We start from the raw sequence: 17,844 nt of genomic DNA on the forward strand, positions 1-17,844 counted from the left end.
CGTTTCACCGCCGCTGCGACCACCACAACGCGCTAATCGCCAGCGCAAACACCACGCCAAACCCTACGCCGACGCCCACCACCGGCACGCCCAGCTTCACCACCAAAGAATACAGGCCGAGCATCAGCAACATGGCGGCGTTTTCACCCAGGTTTTGCACTGCGATCGCATTGCCGGCGCCGACCGAATGTTTGCCCCGCTCCTGCAGCAACGCATTGAGCGGCACGACGAAGAAGCCCCCCAGCATGCCGATAAGCGCCAGCAAGACGTAGGCATTGAGCATGGTCGTTTGCAGCGCAAACACCGCGACCGCGACGCCGATCAGCATGCCGGCCGGCATACAGCGTTTCACCGTTTTAAGCGTGACGAAGCGCGCGGCGGCCCCCGCGCCCACCACGATGCCGACGGCCACCATGGCGTTCAGCAGCGTCGGCGTGGCGTTATCGGCGATGCCGAGCGCCACCGGCACCCACAGCACCAGCAGAAAACGCAGCGTCACGCCGGCCCCCCAAAACAGGCTGGTGCCAATCAATGAGAAACGCGTCTGTCCATCGCGCCACAGCATAACGCAGGCAGCAAAGAAGCTGTGCGTCATGGCCTGAGGACGCCACGAAGCGCCAGGACGCGCCGCCGCCAAACGCGGAATATACAGGTTGGCGACCACCGCCCCCGCGTAAACCAACGCACAGGCAGCCAGCGCCACCGCCACGTGCCAGTCCGCCAGAATACCGCCGGCCACCGAACCGGTCAGAATGGCCGCAATGGTCGAAGCCTCGATCAGGCCGTTAGCCTTGACCAGTTTCTCGCCGCTGGTGATCTCGCCCAGAATGCCGTATTTGGCCGGTGAATACGCAGCGGCTCCCACGCCGACCAGGCTGTAACCCAGAAACGGGTTACCCCCAAAACAGATCACCAATGCCCCCGCCAATTTCAGGGCGTTGGCGAACATCATCACCCGCCCTTTGGCAAAGCTGTCGGCGACCTGGCCGACAAAGGGCGCCAAAACGATGTAGGTGGCGACAAAGGCCATCTGCAGGATCGGCTGGCTCCAGTCCGGATACAGCTGCTGCTTGATCAGCGCCAGCGTGGCGAACAGCAACGCATTGTCGCCGAACGCCGAGAGGAACTGCGCGCCGATCACCGCGATCATGCCGCGTGACAACAAAGGGGATTCGGTCGAAGGATTCATCAGGCACTCTCCGGCTGTTCGGCCATATGACGCAGGGTGACGAAATCGGGTTTGCCGCTGCCGAGCACCGGCAGCGTTTTCAACAGGCGAATATCGCGCGGCACCGCCAGCTCCGGGCTGCCCAGTTCGCGCGCCACCCGCAGCAATGCCTCGCGGGTAATGGCGGGATCGGTGGTGAACAGCACCAACGCCTCCCCTTTGCTGCTGTCGCTTTTGACAGTGGCGGCATGCAGTTTTTCCGGCGACAGCCGTTGCGCCAGCAATTCGACGCTCTCCAGCGACACCATCTCGCCCGCCAGCTTGGCGAAGCGCTTCACGCGCCCGCGAATGGTGCAGTAACCCTGCTCATCCAGGCTGACGATATCGCCGGTGTCATACCAGCCCGGCTGCAGCACGCCGTTCGCATCTTCCGCCGCCGGCGGCTCCAGTTCCCCGGGGCGCTCGACGCGCAGATAGCCTTTCATGATATTCGGCCCCTTCAGCTGCAGACGGCCGCCGTTATCAATACCCGGCACCGCGATCAGGCGCGCCTTCATCTGCGGCATGATGCGGCCGACGGTGCCCACCTTGGTCGCCAGCGGCACGTTGATCGACACCACCGGCGCGCACTCGGTCACGCCATAGCCTTCCAGAATGCGGATGCCGTATTTGTCCTGATAGATCTGTTTAGTGCTGTCCGCCAGTTTCTCCGCGCCGGCCACGACATAGCGCAAGCGGGCAAAATCATACGGATGCGCGAAGCGCGCATAGTTGTTAAGGAAGGTCGCCGTGCCGAACAGCACCGTGCAGTTACGGTCATACACCAGCTCCGGTACCACGCGATAGTGCAGCGGGCTGGGGTAGAGGAAAATGCGGCTGCCGGTGATCAGCGGCGTGAGCAGCCCCACCGTCAGGCCGAACGAGTGGAACAGCGGCAGCGACGACATGAAGCGGTCGCGCGGCGTGAAATCGGCGATGGTGCGGATTTGTTCTACGTTGGCCAGCAGGCTGGCGTGCGAATGCACCACGCCCTTGGGATGGCCTTCGGATCCGGACGTGAACAGGATCAGCGCCGGGTCCTCCGGACGTTGCGGCAACGCCGCGCGCTGCGGCTGCAGCAAGTGACGCAGGATCCACAGCTTATCCGCCAGCGTGACCGTATCTTTCAGATCTTCCAGATACACCCAGTTAGCCTGCGGCACCTGTTCCGGCAGGTGGGTCAGCTTGCCCTTCTCCAGAAACTGGCGCGAGGTGACGATGGTCTTGATGCCGGCGGCCGTCATCGCGCTGTTCAGGCCGTTGGCGCCGGCGGTGTAGTTGAGCATCGCCGGGATGCGGTTGCGCAGCGATGCGCCGAAGATCGCCGCCGCGGTAATGGTGGCGTTGGGCAACAGCAGCCCAACATGCTCCCCCTCGGCGGTAAAGCGCTGCAGGATGCGGCTGACGCCCAGACACTTTTTAAGCAGCGTCTGATAGCTGTCTTCCTTGAACGAAATGTCTTCAATGCAGGGTTTGCGGCGCCCGTAACGATGCCCGGCCGCCAACAGGGCGCTGAACAGGGTCTGCGGTTCGCGGGTGTCCATTCGCGCTTTCATCATGATCTGCATCAGCCGATCGCCCGCCAGCGCCCGGCGTTCACGCGCGCGCGGCGCTTCCGGCATCGGCAGCGTGGTCGGCGGCAAGATGCGGATGATGATTTGCGGGAACCAGCGGATCTTGAACACCCCGGCCATGCGGCCAAACGGGCTGAACTCCGGGCCGTCGATCCGCACCGGCACCACGGTGGCGCCCGATTTGGCGGCGATAAACGCCGCTCCGTCGTAAATTTTCATCAGCGTGCCGGTCACGGTGATGCGCCCTTCAGGGAACACCACGATCGGCCGTCCCTGCTCGACCATGCGCACCAGTTGCTTGATGGCCATCGGCTTGGTGGGATCGAGCGAGACAAAATCGATGTAAGGCCGCAGCCAGCGCATAAACCAGCTCTCGCCGATGCTGGCATAGACCGCAAACACCGGTTTTATCGGCAGGAACAGCGCCAGCAGTACGCCGTCGAGGAAAGAGACGTGGTTCGGCGTAATCAGTAATTTTTGCCGTTCGAAGTGCTGGACGTCCCCTTCGACCCGTACCCGAAACAACAGGCGAAACAGCGCGCGCAGCAGTGAAAAGATCATGCCCTTCTCCCTTGGCCATGGAGGCGTAAATCGTTGTAGGGAAAAGAATACTATATGGCGGGCAAAAAAAAACCTACGCATCCGCGTAGGTTGGTGCAATTGAAAATGGCTTCAACATACAGAGTATGCTGATTTCTCACCAATCAATACCTCTGGGATCACCTACTCTAGAGAGATGGCGCTCAGGAAACTACCGGCGAATCGCAAGAGTTCTGCTCTAAATGCAACCAGCTGTAAATTTCCCGCGTTCTTCTGAAATAACTCAATGAAACTTCAACGATAGTGGCGGCGAAAAGAAAAATAACGGCGATGAAAAGCGGCCCGGCGGGCAAAAAAAGCAGAATAACCTCGTGATTTCCTTATGGCGGGCGAGCTAAATTCTATTAATAACCCAAAAGCGCGCTACTTAGCGAAAACGCAAAACCTATCTCTTTATATAAACCCTCCCGCCATCAGAGCAATCACGCCACAAATAAACCAACAGCAGACATAAAACCTATTTTTATATTAAAACAAAGCATAATAATGCGTCAAAGGCGCCAGGCACATAAAATAGCGTCATCTGGAACAGCCGCGCTGCGTCTCAGGCTCTCCAGATAATCGCCTGGAAAAAGCACTATCGCGGGCATTCATTTTCGGCTTAAGAAACCGACGTTTTAATTTAAATGGGAAGACTCCATTCCTATAAGGAAATTTAGATGAAAAAATATTTACTGTTGTCCTTATTGCCGCTGGCATGTTCAACGGCTCTGGCGGCGAAGACCGCGAGCACCGACGTTAATTTTTCCGGGGAAATATATAACAATACCAGCTGCAGCATTACCACCACCGCCAACAACGTGGAACTCGGCCGCCACTCCAGCGAGATCTTCCAAAAAGAAATGCCAACGGAGCTTGAAGGCGGCGGCGCGGGCAGCATTCCTTTCGCGGTAAACTGCAGCGCGCCAACCAACATGGGCATTGAAGTCGTCAGCGCGAGCGGCGATTCCGACTTCCAGATGATGGACGGCAACTTTACCGCTTCACTGGCTAAAAGCGCCGAAGGCAAGGACATCGCCGTACTGGGCCTGGTGTTGAATGACGTCGCCATGGACGGCGAAGCCGTCAGCGCGGTCATGATCCCCGAGGGCAATGATATTCATGATCTGAATAATGCTACCCAGGGCGCGGATAAAGGGCAGGCCATCTTCACCCAGGCCGCCGGCAACCGCTTCGCCGTAACCACAGATGCCAAATATGACCAGCTGGCCGTCGGGCAAAACCTCAACGGCACCTTCAACTACCGCTCGTTCCTGACCCCGCTGAGCTACATCGGCGATAAAAGCATTCAAATGCAGGACAGCATCCCGCTGCAAGCCTCGGTGAACTTCTCAGTCCACTACCTGTAAGCCGTTCATGTGGGGACAGGGTTCCTGCCCCCACCCTTCTTAAATCAGCGAAAACGCTGCAATACCGCAATGGTCACGATCCGTTGGGCCGCTGTCTCACGCCTGGAGGATCGGTAATCGTCATTTGCCGTTCAGGAAATACCGATGAAAAGATTTCTTCAGTCCTTTGGCGTCACCGCCACCCTGCTGATTACCGCCGTCAGCGCCCATGCGACGATCAAACTGGAAAAAATCAGCATTCTGGTGGATCAGAAAAAGGGCGAAAGCACGCTGAGGGTCGATAATATCGGCAATTATTCCGTGCTGCTGTTCTCTTCCGTCGCCGACAATGCGCTGAGCCAACGCGGCAAGGATCCCCTGTTTATTTTGTCGCCCCCCGTCGCGCGCATCGATCCCGGTAAATCTCAGTTAGTGCGTATCATGCTCAACGATCCCGCGCAGCTCGACCCCACGCGCCAACAAATGCGCCATCTTTATTTCCAGGAAATTCCGGATATGGGCAAAGGCGATAACCTGCTCAAGGTTAACGCCCGCCATCGGGTGGTCGCCGTCGCCAGCCCCGAGGCGCTGAAGGAAAACAAAACCCCCTGGCGGGATCTGGTCTGGCAGCCGCAGCAAGACCGGCTGCAGCTCAAAAATACCGGCCCCTACGTGGTGCGGTTGGTCCCCAGCATCAGGCAATTGCCCGGCAATCAGCCGCTCATCCTTGAGCAACCTTACCTGCTGCCTGGGCAAACCATCACCACGCGTCAAGGCGAGCGCCTGGCCCGCGGCACGACACAAATTCAATTCACGCCCATCAGCAGCACCGGCCGCGCGGTGCCGGCCGTCGTCGCCCCGCTCTCCCCACGCTGAACGAGTGAGGCCCCGTGAAACTGCATGCCCCCCTGAACCTGCTGGCGAGCGGCCTGGTTTTAGCTTACGCCATGCCCAGCCAGGCTGACTACGACACAGACATGATGCGCGCCCTCGGCCTGCCCGGCGAATTGGCCGAATATTTCGCCGCGGGCGTAAAATTCCCCGCGGGCAAACACCGCCTGGAGGTGGTTATCAATGGACAAAGCCGCGGGCTGCATGAGGTCGGTATCGACGGCGGCGGCGATTGGCTGTACGACGCGGACCTGGCGGAAACGCTGGGGCTGCGGGCCTGCGCCATCAAACAGCCGCACAGCCTGCTGTTTAAACACTGCTACCCCGAAGGGCGCATCGAGGCGGATACCGGCAACAATCAGCTGGAACTGTTAATGCCGCAGCGCTATATCCTGCGGCAACCGGATGAATATCAATTTGGCGGGCAGGCCCTGATGCTGAATTACACCGCCAACCGCTTCGACAATCAGCGCTACAGCAGCGACTACGCCGCCTTGGAAACCGGTTTTAATAGCCATAACTGGCTATTTCGCCACAACGGCACCTACAGCAAATACGGTGAGCGAAAAAGCTACACCCCCTATAACAGCTATCTGCAAAAAACCTTAACCGACAAAGAGGCCATGCTGCGCCTGGGGCGAAGCACGCTGACGGACTCGCTCTACAGCGGTTTCACCCTCGACGGCCTGCAATGGCTGCCCGATTCCGCGCTGTCGGCCAGCCGGAACAGCGATGTTCCGCCGATCGAAGGCATCGCCGAAAGCCAGGCAAAAGTAGAGGTTTTCCAGCATGGCCGGCTGGTCTACGCCACCGTGGTGCAACCCGGTCCGTTTCGACTGACCGATATTCCGCTACAATTCGACGCCGTCGATCTGGACGTTTCCGTAACGGAAAGCAACGGTAACCGCAAAAGATTTACCGTCCCTTATCTGAACGCCGCCATGAGTCAGAACGCGGCTCGAAGCGCTTATTCATTGGCGATCGGGCGCACGCGGCATGACGACAAGGCTCTGGAAACGCCTTTTGTCACCGGCTCGCTCTTCCTGCCGCGGCATAAAAACAAACAGCTGCGCGGCGGCAGCTTTCTCAGCCGGCATTATCAGGGCGCGGCGGCCGGCTATAGCCTGAGCGACCGGCGTTATCGGCTTGCCGCGCAAAGCCAGGTCTCTCATACCCGGCAGGCGAAAAACGGCGTGAAGCTGCAGCTCAACGGCGCCTTGCCGCTGGCGAAGAGCGTGACGCTCAACGGCGGGTACAGCGTGCAATCCGCGCGCTACCGCGACCCGGCGGAGGCGTTGCGCCATCGTAAGGTTGATTCATTCGGCCAGGGGCCGGGCGAAAGGTTTCATGCCGACGACAAACCGCAACGTCAGCGACAAAGCTACAGCGCGGGGCTCGGATTGCACCACGCATTGGCCGGCAACCTTTCTCTGGGCGTCACTCGCGCGGATTACGCTCAGGCCGGCTCCAGCCAGCGCCTGTACGGTTATTGGAACAGGCAATTCGACCGGTGGTCACTCGGGATCGGGGTGGAAAGAGAGCGCAATAACCTTTCGCGCGACCACGATACCCGGGTCTACGCCACCCTGTCGTTGCCGCTGGGCAAAACCCTGCGCTATACCGCCAATGCCTCGAATAACGGCAAGTACCGCAGCATCGGCCATACGCTTTCCGGCCAGGCGCTGGATAACGACCTGTCCTACGGGCTGAACGCCACCCAGGCCGGCGCGGCCAGCGGCAATACCTACTCCGGCAACCTGCGCTACCTGAGCCCATTCACCACCCTTGCCGGCGGCTATAGCCAGATGCCAGACAGCCAGCACGCCTTTTACTATGGCGCCAGCGGTTCGTTGGTCGCAGACCGCAGCGGTTTGACCCTCTCGCCGCAGCAGGTCGGCGATACCTTCGGCGTGCTCTCGGCGCCTGGCCTCTCCGGCACCCGGGTATCCACGCCGGGCGGAACGGTAAAAACCTACGGCAAACAAGGCAAGGCGGTGATCCCGCAGCTGCGCCAATATCAACCCAGCCTGGTCAAGATCGACACCGGCACCCTGCCCGCAGGCGCGGATATCGATAACGGCGCGCACAAAATGACCCTGGCGCGCGGCAGCGTCAATCACATCAAGGTCAACGCCATCAATACGCTGAGAGTCATGGCGCGGATCACCTACGCCGATGGCAGCCTGCCTGCCTTAGGGAGCGCGGTGCGCGACGAGCAGCAGCGCGTGGCAGCCTTTACCGACGGGCAAGGCAACGCCCTTATCGAACGGCAGCAGGCGCATAACGCCAATGACCAGACGGCCTCACAGCGTTTCAGCATGACCGCGCCATCAGGCCGGCAGTGCCATTTCGAGCTGTCGTCGGCCACAGGTCCCGTCAACCGGGCCGGGATTGCCCAGCGCAGCGCGGTGTGCCGCGAAATGGCCGCCGGAACCCACAGGAGACAAGAATGAAAACCTTATACCGCGGATTATTCGCCATGCTGTTCAGCGCAGCAGCCGGCGCAGACTGCTCCCTGACGTCCTCGCAGCATAGCGTGGCGCTGGGCGAACACGACGTGGGCATGCTGTCACGGCAGAACACGCTGCTGCACGCCGTTCCGCTGCAATATCAGCTGAGCTGCGACAGCCGGGTGCAGCTGCAGGGGTTTAGCCTGCGGGCCGACTGGCTGGGCTTCGCCACAGGCCAGGCCCCGGATCGGGGGCCGCTGGGTTATCAAAGCGTCACCATCCATGAATTGCGCGACGAGGCCGGCGAAGCTATCCCGTTTTTCCTCGGCGCCGACGGCCCGGCGCAAACCCGCTCTCAGGCGCAGCGCCTGCCGGATAACGCGGGCAGTTTGCCGCTCGTCATTGCCGGCGAAGCGACAGGGCACACCTTCACCCTGTCGTTAACCCTGTCCAGCTATGCCGCTTCCGCCACGCAGCTGCGGCGGCTGCAGCAGGACCACATTTCGCTGTCGGGGCAATTGCGGGCCACGGCAAATTATGCCGAGCCATAAAGGCTCACTTCCACCAGGCAGCTCATGGCGTTCGGCCCCTGGGTCAGGGGCGAGGTGCCGATATCCAGCGTCAGCACGTTCGGGTTGCCGGACTGTTCGACCGGCAGGCGCTGCGCGCCAAAGCCGGGATCGAACCAGGCGCCGGTGGCCATCAGCACTACCCCGCGGGTCACGCCGTCGGTAATCGACACCCCCGCCAGGCAGCGGCCACGCGCATTGCTGACCTGAACTTCCGCGCCCTGCTCAATGCCACGCGATGCCGCATCGTCCGGATGCATGTACAGCGTCTCGCGCCCGGCGGTCTTGTTGCCCTGCGCCAGCGGCGCCGGATCCAGCTGGCTGTGCAAACGATCGGCCGGCTGGATGGTGATCAGATGCAGCGGCCAGGTTTTGGCCTGCGGCGCGCCCAGCCACTCCACCGGCGGCTGCCACTGCGGATGCGGCGCAAAATCCGCATAGCGGTAGCCGGCGATCCGTTCGCTGAACAGCTCTATCTTGCCGCTCGGGGTCTGCAGCGGGTTAGCCTGCGGATCCTGGCGGAACGCATCGAAGAACACGAATTCTTTCGCCGGCGCCGGCAGCTCGACATACCCCCTGCGCCAAAATTCCTCGAACTCCGGCCAGGCGACGCCGGCGCTCTGCTGGGCTTTGCCGCACTGGCGATAGATATGCTCGATCCAGGCGCGCTCGTCGCGATCCTCGGTAAAACGTTGGCGATAACCCAGCCGCTCCGCCAGATCGGCGAAAATGTCAAAATCGTTGCGCGCCTGATGCCGGGGGTCGATCGCCCGGTGCATCGCCAGCACGTAGCGATCGCGCGAGGATCCGCCGATATCGTTGCGCTCCAGCGAACTGGTGACCGGCAGCACGATGTCCGCCATTTTGGCCGCCGGCGTCCACCAAATATCCTGCACTATCACCGTGTCCGGCTTTTGCCAGCCCTCCACCAGCCGGTTCAATTGCTGATGATGATGGAAAGGGTTGCCGCCGGCCCAGTGCACCAGGTGAATATCCGGATAGCGCAGCGTCTCACCGCGGAACTGATAGCTTTCACCCGGCTGCAGCAGCATGTCGCAGATGCGCGCCACCGGGATCGCCAGCCCGGCGGGATTGTCGCCCACCGGCAGGGTCGGCGCGGGCGTATCTACCCGCGGGTTGCCGACGCCGTTCATCGAACCGTGGCCAAACGAGAAGCCGCCGCCCGGCAGCCCGACCTGGCCGAGCATCGCCGACAGCGCGATCATCATCCAGTACGGCTGCTCGCCGCGGTGAGCCCGCTGCACCGAATAGGCGCAGGTGATAAAGCTGCGCACGCCGATCAGCTGCTGCGCCAGCCGCGCGATGCGCGCCGCCGGAATGCCGGTGATGGCGGCGGCCCAGGCGGGGGTTTTCGCCACGCCGTCGGTTGCGCCGTTAAGGTAAGCCGCCAACTGCGGGTAGCCGGCGCAGTGGCTGTTCAGGAAGCCCTCGTCCTGTGCGCCCCGGCGCTGGATTTCATACGCCAGCGCCAGCATCAGCGCCACGTCGGTATTGGGCCGAATGGGGATCCACTCGGCGTTGACGAAGTCGGGGCAGTCGTCGCGCAGCGGGCTGATGTTGATCACCGGCGTGCCCTTGGCCACCAGCTTCTGCAGCCAGGGTTTGAGCGCATGTTCCGCCGCGCCGCCGGACGAAACCTGGGCATTCTTCAGCGCCAGCCCGCCGAAGGCGATAAACAGCTCGCAATGCTCCACCACGCTCGGCCAACTGGTGACGCGCCCGGTCAGCGGCGAAAACGTGCCGATGACGTACGGCAAAAAGAACTGCGCGGACCCCCAGCTGTAGTTGCCCAGCTGATCTACGCCGCCGCCGCCGCTGAAGTAAAAGCGCCGCACCAGCGAGCGCGCATGGTGCAAACGCCCGGCGGACGACCAGCCGTAAGAGCCGGTGAACAGGCCCGAAGGGCCGTAACGGTCGCGCACCCGGCGGTTTTCCTCGGCCACCAGATCGAGCGCCAGCTCCCAGTCCACTTCGACGAAGTCTTCCCGGCCGCGCAGCGTGCGATCGCTGCCCTCGCGCTTTTGCAGCCAGGAACGGCGCACCGCCGGCTTGCGGATGCGCTTGTCGGAATAGACCATCGGCGCGATGGAGCCGAGCAGCGGGGAAGGATCGGGATCTGCGGCGAAGGGTTCACAGCGGATGAGCCTGCCGTCTTCCACGACGGCGGTATAGGCTCCCCAATGAGCGAGCTGCGGATAACGTTTTATGGACATGGCGATCTCGGGCAACGACAGAGAGTGCAAAAGTTACCTCAGCCGGAGGGCGGATCCCAAGCACAAAATGCGCTAACGGCGCGTCGCCTGCGCTTCCCGCCACGACAAAAAGCCCATATCTGCAACGGCGGCCACAAGTTACGCACGACAGCGCTTGCAGCCCCCGGTTTTTTCCGCAAGACTGAGGAATGTAAGCGATTACCCAGGATGTGTTGACAGATATGGCTACGATAAAGGATGTTGCCAGGCTGGCGGGTGTTTCCGTGGCCACGGTATCCCGCGTGATAAACAATTCCCCCAAGGCCAGCGAAGGCTCGCGCGCTGCGGTGCAGGCCGCCATGGCGCAGCTGCAGTATCACCCCAACGCCAACGCCCGCGCGCTGGCGCAGCAATCGACCGAGACGCTCGGCCTGATCGTCTCCGACGTTTCCGACCCCTTCTTCGGCGCGATGGTGAAAGCGGTCGAACAGGTGGCCTACGCCACCCACAATTTCCTGCTGATTGGCAACGGTTACCATGAGGCCGAGAAAGAGCGCCAGGCGATCGAACAGCTGGTGCGGCACCGCTGCGCCGCGCTGGTGGTGCACGCCAAGCGGCTGACCGATCAGGAGCTCAGCGGTTGGATGCAGCAGATCCCGGGCATGGTGCTGATCAACCGCACGCTGCCGGGCTTCGAGACGCGCTGCGTAGCGCTGGACGACCGCTATGGCGCCTGGCTGGCGACCCGCCACCTGATCCAGCAGGGCCATCAGCGCATCGCCATTATCTGTTCCACCCACCAGATTTCCGACGCCACCGATCGTCTGCAGGGGTATCTCGACGCGCTGCAGGAGCACGGCATCGCGGTGGACGAGAAGCTGATTGCCTATGGCGAGCCGGATGAAGTCGGCGGCGAGCAGGCGATGACCGAACTGCTTGGCCGCGGAAAAAACTTCACCGCCGTCACCTGTTACAACGACCCGATGGCCGCCGGCGCACTCTCGGTGCTGAGCGACAACAGCGTTGACGTGCCGGGGCAAATTTCACTGATTGGTTTTGATGACGTGCTGATTTCACGCTACCTGCGGCCGCGCCTGACCACCATCCGCTACCCGATCGTGGCGATGGCGACCCAGGCGGCGGAGCTGGCGCTGGCGCTGGCCAACCGCCAGCCGCTGCCGGAAATCACCAACATGTTCAGCCCTACGCTGGTGCGGCGCCATTCGGTCGCCAGCATCAACAACGTTTACGAACAGAGTTAATTCGGCGTAAGGATACGGCTCCGCATAGCCGCCGCGCCGGCGAAAATCCCGGGTGAAAAAGCCGCGCAGCCTTGGGCTAACCCTATGCTAGACTGAGCATTATTCGCCACATCGGACGTTGAAAGGGGTTAGCCGCTGATGATCACCATGCTGGATGTTTCCATTCGCGCGGGGGTGTCCAAAGCCACGGTTTCGCGCGTGCTGAATGGCACCGGCCAGGTGAAAAAAAGCACCCGCGAGGCGGTGTTCAGGGCGATGGATGAGCTGGGCTATCGGCCGAATTTTTTGGCGCAGTCGCTGGCGAACAGGAGCTCCAACAGCATCGGCCTGGTGGTCTCCAATTTCGACGGCCCCTACTTTGGCCGCCTGCTGCGCCAGGCCGCCAAGCAAATTGAAGCCAGCGGCAAACACCTGATCGTCACCGACGGCCACGATACGCCGGAGGATGAACTGCAGGCGGTGCAGCTGTTGGCCGATCGCCGCTGCGACGCCATCGTGCTCTATACCCGCTTCATGTCCGAAGACGCGCTGATGAACCTGCTGGAAAAGCTGCCGGTACCGGTGATGGTGATCAATCGCGATCTGCCGCAGGCGCGCGCGCGCTGCGTGTTCTTCGAGCAGCAACAGGCGGCCTTCCATGCGGTGGATTATCTGGTTCGCCAGGGGCATCGCGATATCGCCTGCATTACCGGCCCGATCGCCACGCCGACCGCGCAGGCGCGGCTGGCGGGTTATCAACAGGCACTGGCGCACCATCGCATCGCTTTCGACGACGCCCGCGTCGCTTATGGCGACAATCGCGTGGAGAGCGGTTATCAGGGCGCCCGCCGCTTGCTGGCCAGCGGAACCGCCTTCAGCGCGCTGTTCGCCTGCAATGACGACATGGCGGTCGGCGCGATGAAGGCGCTGCATGAGGGCGGCAAACGCCTGCCGCAGGACGTTTCGCTGTTCGGCTTCGACGACGAACCCAGCGCCGCCTACCTGCAACCCGCCCTCTCCACCGTTTACCTGCCGATCGACAGCATGATTGAAGCCGCCATCAGCCAGGCGTTCCGCTTGATCAACGGTGACAAAGTGCAGCCGTTGGCGCCGTTCACCGGCGAACTGAAACTGCGCGACTCGGTAGCGCCCGGCCCCTACGCCGGTTAATTGCCGCTGGCGCGGACGCTGATTGCGTAGTGCGCCGCATTTCCCTCACTGTGATGTTATCCCTCCGCTGTCTTGGTGCATATTGTACAAACAATAACCCTTACACTATATAGCATATAGACTATATTCGGAGCGCGTCATGTGGCAGGTCGCGACCGTCGAAATATTCGACGCCTGGTTTTTATCGCTGAGTGGCGACCAGCAAAAAAGCATCCTGGCGGGGATTTTCAAACTGCAGGAATTCGGCCCCCAGCTGGCAAGGCCATATGCCGACACGCTGCATTTTCCCGGTTCAATACACCGCATGAAAGAGCTGCGCATTCAACACCGCGGCCACCCGTTTCGGTTTTTTTTCGCCTTCGATCCACAACGGCAGGCGGTGCTGTTGTGCGGTGGCGACAAAACCGGCGACAAGCGTTTCTGCCAGCGCCTGTTGCCCATCGCCGCCAGGGAGTTCTCACATTATCTGGCAACCCAGAGGTAACGCAAATGGCCAAACCTTTATCCCATCGGATCGATAAGCTCGATCCCGCCGTCGTTGCGGCGGCCAGGCAAAAAGCGGACCAAGAAATTTTTGAACTGCGGCTGGCGATGCTGCGGGAAGAGTTGGCGGTTTCGCAGGTCGAGCTGGCGAAGCGGCTTGGCATCAGCCAACCCTCAGTCGCCAACCTGGAAAAACGCGGCAGCGAGATAAAACTGTCTTCGCTTAAACGCTATATAGAAGCCATGGGCGGTACGCTGTCGCTGGATGTCCGACTGCCCAACGGCCAGCACCGCCGCATGACGCTGTGACAGGGCGAGCGGGCCGCCCGATAAGCCGTCAGATCAGTTCCAGCGCGATCAACTCTTCGATGGTCTGGCGGCGGCGGATCAAGCGCGGCTCGCCGTTTTCGAACAGCACTTCCGGCAGCAGCGGGCGGCTGTTGTAGTTGGAAGACATCGACGAACCGTAAGCGCCGGTGTCGTGGAACACCAGATAATCGCCGACCTTCACCGGCGGCAGCTCGCGAGTTTCCACCCCGCCGCCCGCCTGTTGGGTAAAGACGTCACCGGATTCGCACAGCGGCCCGGCGATCACCGTCTCTCGCAGCGGCTGCTGCGCCGTATCGCGGCCATCCGCCGGCAGCAGCGAAATATGGTGATAGCTGCCGTACATCGCCGGCCGCATCAAGTCGTTGAAACCGGCGTCCACCAGCACGAAATGGCGGCTGCCCATGTCTTTCACCGCGCGCACTTCGGCCACCAGCACCCCGGCCTCCGCCATCAGGAAGCGCCCCGGTTCGATCTCCAGGTGCACCGGATGGCCCAGATGGGCGGCGATGCGTTCGCGCGCGCTGTTCCACAGGCCAAAATAGTGTTCGGTATCAATCGCCTCTTCGCCAGACAGGTAAGGGATCGACAAACCGCCGCCGGCGGAAATGGCGCTGATGTCCTGACCGAGCGCGATCACCTGCTGCACCATCGCATCGCAGACGCGCTCCAGATGCTGGTAGTCGACGCCGGAACCTATATGCATATGCACGCCGATCAGCTTCAGCCCATACCGTTGAATTTTTTCCACCGCCTGCGGCAAATCGGCATGCCAAATGCCGTGCTTGCTGTTTTCGCCGCCGGTATTGGTTTTCTGGCTGTGCCCATGGCCGAAACCCGGGTTGATGCGCAGCCACACCGGATGCCCCGCAGATGCCTGGCCAAGCTGCTCCAGCATGTCGATGGACCCGGCGTTAACCGGGATCTTCAGCTCGCTGACGCGCGCCAGCGTAGCCTGATCCAGCACGTCGGCGGTAAACACGATCTCGCTCGGCTCGCCGCCGGGCTGGAAACCGGCCTGCAGCGCGCGTTCAATCTCCCCCAGCGATACCGAGTCCACCTTCACCCCCTGTTCGCGCATCAGGCGCAGAATATGAATGTTCGAACAGGCCTTCTGGGCAAAGCGGATCACGTCGAAACGGCGCAGCTGAGCGATGCGCCGGCTGATGATATCCGCGTCATAGGCCCAAACCGGGCAGCCAAAGCGCTGCGGCAAATCCAGCAGGTTAGCGGCGTTCAGGGCGGTGGAGCTGTCGTTCAACGGGCGAGGCATGATGGTGTTCCCAAAGCGAAAGTGGCGGTTGATATGCCGTCATAGTGCCGCACTCTTGGTCGGTTGAAAAATATCTATTTAGCCGAAGTCTATTCATTTATGATATAGCATTCTCCTTTTATCGAGCCGTCCCATGCATGCGATAACCCTGCGCCAGATTGAAATTTTCCAGGCGGTCATGACCACCGGCAACCTGACCGAGGCGGCCGCGCTGTTGCAAACCTCGCAGCCGACCGTCAGCCGCGAACTGGCGCGCTTCGAAAAACTAATCCAGCTGCAGCTGTTCGATCGGGTGCGCGGCCGTTTATCCCCCACGGTGCAGGGGCTGCGGCTGTTTGAAGAGGTGCAGCGCTCCTATTACGGCCTCGATCGCATCGTCAACGCCGCCGCCGGCATCCGCCAGTTTCAGCAGGCGCAGCTGTCTATCGCCTGCCTGCCGGTTTTCTCCCAATCGCTGCTGCCGGCGGTGTGCAAACCCTTTATCGAGCGCTATCCGGAGGTCAGCTTTAGCGTGATCCCGCAGGAATCGCCGCTGCTGGAAGAGTGGCTGTCGGCGCAGCGTCACGATCTGGGGATGACCGAAAATACCCTGACGCCGGCGGGCACCGAACGGATGACGTTAATGACGTTGAACGAAGTGTGCGTCTTGCCGGCCGGCCACCCGCTGCTGGCGAAAGCCAGGCTGACGCCGCAGGACTTCGCCGGCCAGAACTTTATCAGCCTGTCCAGCACCGACAGCTACCGGCAGCTATTCGATGCCTTGTTCAATGAGCAGAGGGTCGATCGCCGCCTGGTGATGGAAACCCACAGCGCGGCGTCAGTCTGCGCGATGGTGAGAGAAGGGGTCGGGCTGTCGATCGTCAACCCGCTGACGGCGCTCGACTACGCCGGCAACGGCGTACACGTGCGGCCGTTCAGCGTCGAGGTGCCGTTCACCGTCAGCCTGATCCGGCCGCTGCATCGCCCTTCGTCGGCGCTGGTCACGGCCTTTATCGAACATTTGCGCCGCCAGGCGGAGACGCTCCCCGCCCGCCTGGCGGCGGTCATCACACGCTGACCGGGCGCTTGGCGCGGCTGAAGGTCACCAGACACAGCAGCAGCCCCAGCAGAGCGATGCCCGCGGCCGCCAGCGGTACGCTGGTCAGCCCCAGCCCCTGGGCGATCACCACGCCGCCCACCCAGGCACCGATGGCGTTGCCGACGTTAAACGCCGCAATGTTCAGCGTCGAGACCAGATTCGGCGCTTTCTTGCCATAGGTCACTACGTTGATCTGCAGCGCCGGCACCGCGGCAAACGCGGCGGCGGCCCACAGGAACAGGGTCATTTCCGCCGGCACCAGCGAGTGGCTGGTCCAGCTGAACAGCGCGGCGAACAGCGCGATCGTCAGGAAAGTGCAGCTGAGCGTCAGCGCCAGCCGCCAGTCCGCCAGGCGCCCGCCGACAATATTGCCCAGCGTCAGCCCAACGCCCATCAGCAGCAGCGTCCAGCTCACGCCGTGCGCCGACACGCCGGTCACGTCGGTCAGCAGCGGCGCAATGTAGGTGAACAGCGTAAACATCGAGGCGGCGAACGCCACCGTCATCAGCAGCGACAGCCAGATGCCGCCGCCGCGCAGCGCCGCCAGCTCTTTTTTCAGATCGGTCGGGGCCTCATCCTTCAGCGAAGGCAGCTTGCTGTAGAGCGCCAGCAGCGACAGCACGCCAATCACCGCCACCGCCCAGAAGGTGGAACGCCAGCCCAGCGCCTGGCCCAGCGCGGTGCCGAGCGGCACCCCCAGCACGTTGGCCAGCGTCAGGCCGGTAAACATCAACGCCACGGCGGAGGCGCGGCGATTTGGCGCCACCAGATTGGCGGCCACCACCGCGCCGATGCCGAAGAACGCCCCGTGGCAGAGCGCGGTGATGATGCGGGCCAGCATCAGGAAGTCATAGCTGTAACCCAGCGCGCACATGATGTTGCCGATGATGAAGATCCCCATCAGCAGCAGCAGCGTATTTTTGCGCGGCAGCCTGGCGGTCAGCAGCGCCATGATCGGCGCGCCGATCGCCACGCCCAGCGCATAGCCGCTGATCAGCCAGCCGGCCGAGGGGATGGACACCTGCAGATCTCCCGCCACCTCGGGCAACAACCCCATGATGACGAATTCGGTGGTGCCGATGGCAAATGCACTTAATGCCAGTGCGAGCAGAGAAACAGGCATGCGTAACGCTCCCAGTCAACAAGGCCCCGGCGTCAGGCGCGCGGGGCCGATAATAAACAAAGGTAATCCCGGGCAGCCGCCAGGGCTACCCGAAAAAGAAGGGTCAGATTGGGTGTTTCAAGCGGCGGGGCATCCGGTTAACCCTATAATTATTAAGTCTTATTCGCGCTTTTCACGCTACAGAAATAGCATGGTGGCAGGAATGAAAACCAGTGACAAATCTGTGATAGCGCACAAAAAATTCAGGTTGGCGCGCTAAGCGCTTGAATGCGTTAACGATGATAAATGTGTGAAAATGTTGCCGCGGTGTTAACGCT

Annotated in this window: 14 protein-coding genes; 9 read left to right on the plus strand and 5 right to left on the minus strand. The window is 61.6% G+C overall.

What is annotated here, in order from left to right:
• Positions 1–4: 4 nt before the first annotated feature.
• A complete protein-coding gene (gene lplT / locus CKW09_RS19735; RefSeq protein WP_061796809.1) occupies positions 5–1,189 on the minus strand; it encodes a lysophospholipid transporter LplT in 1,185 nt (394 codons plus the stop codon).
• Positions 1,189–3,342 (minus strand): bifunctional acyl-ACP--phospholipid O-acyltransferase/long-chain-fatty-acid--ACP ligase, encoded by a 2,154-nt coding sequence (aas, locus tag CKW09_RS19740; RefSeq protein ID WP_095099018.1) that lies wholly within the window; start codon positions 3,340–3,342, stop codon positions 1,189–1,191. Before aas ends, lplT begins: the two co-directional genes overlap by 1 nt.
• 698 nt (positions 3,343–4,040) lie before the next feature.
• On the opposite strand from aas, the gene CKW09_RS19745 reads away from it, so the two are divergent.
• From CKW09_RS19745 to CKW09_RS19760, 4 genes are all read left to right on the plus strand, one after another.
• Positions 4,041–4,730 (plus strand): hypothetical protein, encoded by a 690-nt coding sequence (locus CKW09_RS19745; RefSeq protein WP_095099021.1) that lies wholly within the window; start codon positions 4,041–4,043, stop codon positions 4,728–4,730.
• Positions 4,731–4,874: 144 nt separating this feature from the next.
• A complete protein-coding gene (locus CKW09_RS19750; RefSeq protein WP_061796814.1) occupies positions 4,875–5,585 on the plus strand; it encodes a fimbria/pilus periplasmic chaperone in 711 nt (236 codons plus the stop codon).
• A 14-nt stretch (positions 5,586–5,599) separates the two neighbouring features.
• The gene (locus CKW09_RS19755) at positions 5,600–8,053 is read left to right on the plus strand and encodes a fimbria/pilus outer membrane usher protein (RefSeq protein ID WP_095099023.1); all 2,454 of its coding nucleotides are present in this window, start codon (positions 5,600–5,602) and stop codon (positions 8,051–8,053) included.
• Positions 8,050–8,601: a hypothetical protein gene (locus CKW09_RS19760; RefSeq protein WP_061796817.1), complete on the plus strand. Its 552-nt coding sequence runs from the start codon at positions 8,050–8,052 to the stop codon at positions 8,599–8,601. The genes CKW09_RS19755 and CKW09_RS19760 overlap by 4 nt, the downstream gene beginning before the upstream one ends.
• Here the strand turns inward: CKW09_RS19760 and CKW09_RS19765 are convergent.
• Positions 8,586–10,853, minus strand: coding sequence for a molybdopterin guanine dinucleotide-containing S/N-oxide reductase (locus tag CKW09_RS19765; RefSeq protein WP_095100278.1), 2,268 nt, complete (start codon positions 10,851–10,853; stop codon positions 8,586–8,588). The genes CKW09_RS19760 and CKW09_RS19765 overlap by 16 nt on opposite strands.
• Positions 10,854–11,074: 221 nt before the next feature.
• Here CKW09_RS19765 and galR point away from each other — a divergent pair, with 221 nt between their 5' ends.
• From galR to CKW09_RS19785, 4 genes are all read left to right on the plus strand, one after another.
• The gene (gene galR / locus CKW09_RS19770; protein WP_061796819.1) at positions 11,075–12,094 is read left to right on the plus strand and encodes an HTH-type transcriptional regulator GalR; all 1,020 of its coding nucleotides are present in this window, start codon (positions 11,075–11,077) and stop codon (positions 12,092–12,094) included.
• Between the two features lie 138 nt (positions 12,095–12,232).
• Complete coding sequence (locus CKW09_RS19775; protein WP_095099026.1) at positions 12,233–13,243, plus strand: LacI family DNA-binding transcriptional regulator; 1,011 nt, start codon at positions 12,233–12,235, stop codon at positions 13,241–13,243.
• A gap of 139 nt (positions 13,244–13,382) precedes the next feature.
• On the plus strand, positions 13,383–13,727 hold the full coding sequence (locus CKW09_RS19780; protein WP_095099029.1) for a type II toxin-antitoxin system RelE/ParE family toxin: 345 nt from the start codon (positions 13,383–13,385) through the stop codon (positions 13,725–13,727).
• A gap of 5 nt (positions 13,728–13,732) precedes the next feature.
• Complete coding sequence (locus CKW09_RS19785) at positions 13,733–14,035, plus strand: helix-turn-helix domain-containing protein (RefSeq protein ID WP_095099032.1); 303 nt, start codon at positions 13,733–13,735, stop codon at positions 14,033–14,035.
• Between the two features lie 28 nt (positions 14,036–14,063).
• On the opposite strand, the gene lysA is transcribed toward CKW09_RS19785, so the two are convergent.
• Positions 14,064–15,326, minus strand: coding sequence for a diaminopimelate decarboxylase (gene lysA, locus CKW09_RS19790; protein WP_061796827.1), 1,263 nt, complete (start codon positions 15,324–15,326; stop codon positions 14,064–14,066).
• 133 nt (positions 15,327–15,459) lie between these two features.
• Between lysA and CKW09_RS19795 the strand changes: the two genes are divergently transcribed.
• The gene (locus CKW09_RS19795; RefSeq protein WP_061796828.1) at positions 15,460–16,383 is read left to right on the plus strand and encodes a LysR family transcriptional regulator; all 924 of its coding nucleotides are present in this window, start codon (positions 15,460–15,462) and stop codon (positions 16,381–16,383) included.
• On the opposite strand, the gene CKW09_RS19800 is transcribed toward CKW09_RS19795, so the two are convergent.
• On the minus strand, positions 16,373–17,527 hold the full coding sequence (locus CKW09_RS19800; protein WP_061796830.1) for an MFS transporter: 1,155 nt from the start codon (positions 17,525–17,527) through the stop codon (positions 16,373–16,375). The genes CKW09_RS19795 and CKW09_RS19800 overlap by 11 nt on opposite strands.
• Positions 17,528–17,844 lie beyond the last annotated feature (317 nt).

The sequence above is a fragment of the Serratia ficaria genome, from assembly GCF_900187015.1.
Lineage (GTDB): Bacteria > Pseudomonadota > Gammaproteobacteria > Enterobacterales > Enterobacteriaceae > Serratia > Serratia ficaria.

Bases quoted from the DNA above. Each gene is read 5' to 3' on its own strand.
- CKW09_RS19780 (WP_095099029.1), top strand. From the start codon at position 13,383: ATGTGGCAGGTCGCGACCGTCGAAATATTCGACGCCTGGTTTTTATCG.
- CKW09_RS19795 (WP_061796828.1), top strand. From the start codon at position 15,460: ATGCATGCGATAACCCTGCGCCAGATTGAAATTTTCCAGGCGGTCATG.
- CKW09_RS19800 (WP_061796830.1), bottom strand. From the start codon at position 17,527: ATGCCTGTTTCTCTGCTCGCACTGGCATTAAGTGCATTTGCCATCGGC.
- aas (WP_095099018.1), bottom strand. From the start codon at position 3,342: ATGATCTTTTCACTGCTGCGCGCGCTGTTTCGCCTGTTGTTTCGGGTA.
- lplT (WP_061796809.1), bottom strand. From the start codon at position 1,189: ATGAATCCTTCGACCGAATCCCCTTTGTTGTCACGCGGCATGATCGCG.
- CKW09_RS19785 (WP_095099032.1), top strand. From the start codon at position 13,733: ATGGCCAAACCTTTATCCCATCGGATCGATAAGCTCGATCCCGCCGTC.
- galR (WP_061796819.1), top strand. From the start codon at position 11,075: ATGGCTACGATAAAGGATGTTGCCAGGCTGGCGGGTGTTTCCGTGGCC.
- CKW09_RS19760 (WP_061796817.1), top strand. From the start codon at position 8,050: ATGAAAACCTTATACCGCGGATTATTCGCCATGCTGTTCAGCGCAGCA.
- CKW09_RS19765 (WP_095100278.1), bottom strand. From the start codon at position 10,853: ATGTCCATAAAACGTTATCCGCAGCTCGCTCATTGGGGAGCCTATACC.
- lysA (WP_061796827.1), bottom strand. From the start codon at position 15,326: ATGCCTCGCCCGTTGAACGACAGCTCCACCGCCCTGAACGCCGCTAAC.
- CKW09_RS19750 (WP_061796814.1), top strand. From the start codon at position 4,875: ATGAAAAGATTTCTTCAGTCCTTTGGCGTCACCGCCACCCTGCTGATT.
- CKW09_RS19775 (WP_095099026.1), top strand. From the start codon at position 12,233: ATGATCACCATGCTGGATGTTTCCATTCGCGCGGGGGTGTCCAAAGCC.
- CKW09_RS19745 (WP_095099021.1), top strand. From the start codon at position 4,041: ATGAAAAAATATTTACTGTTGTCCTTATTGCCGCTGGCATGTTCAACG.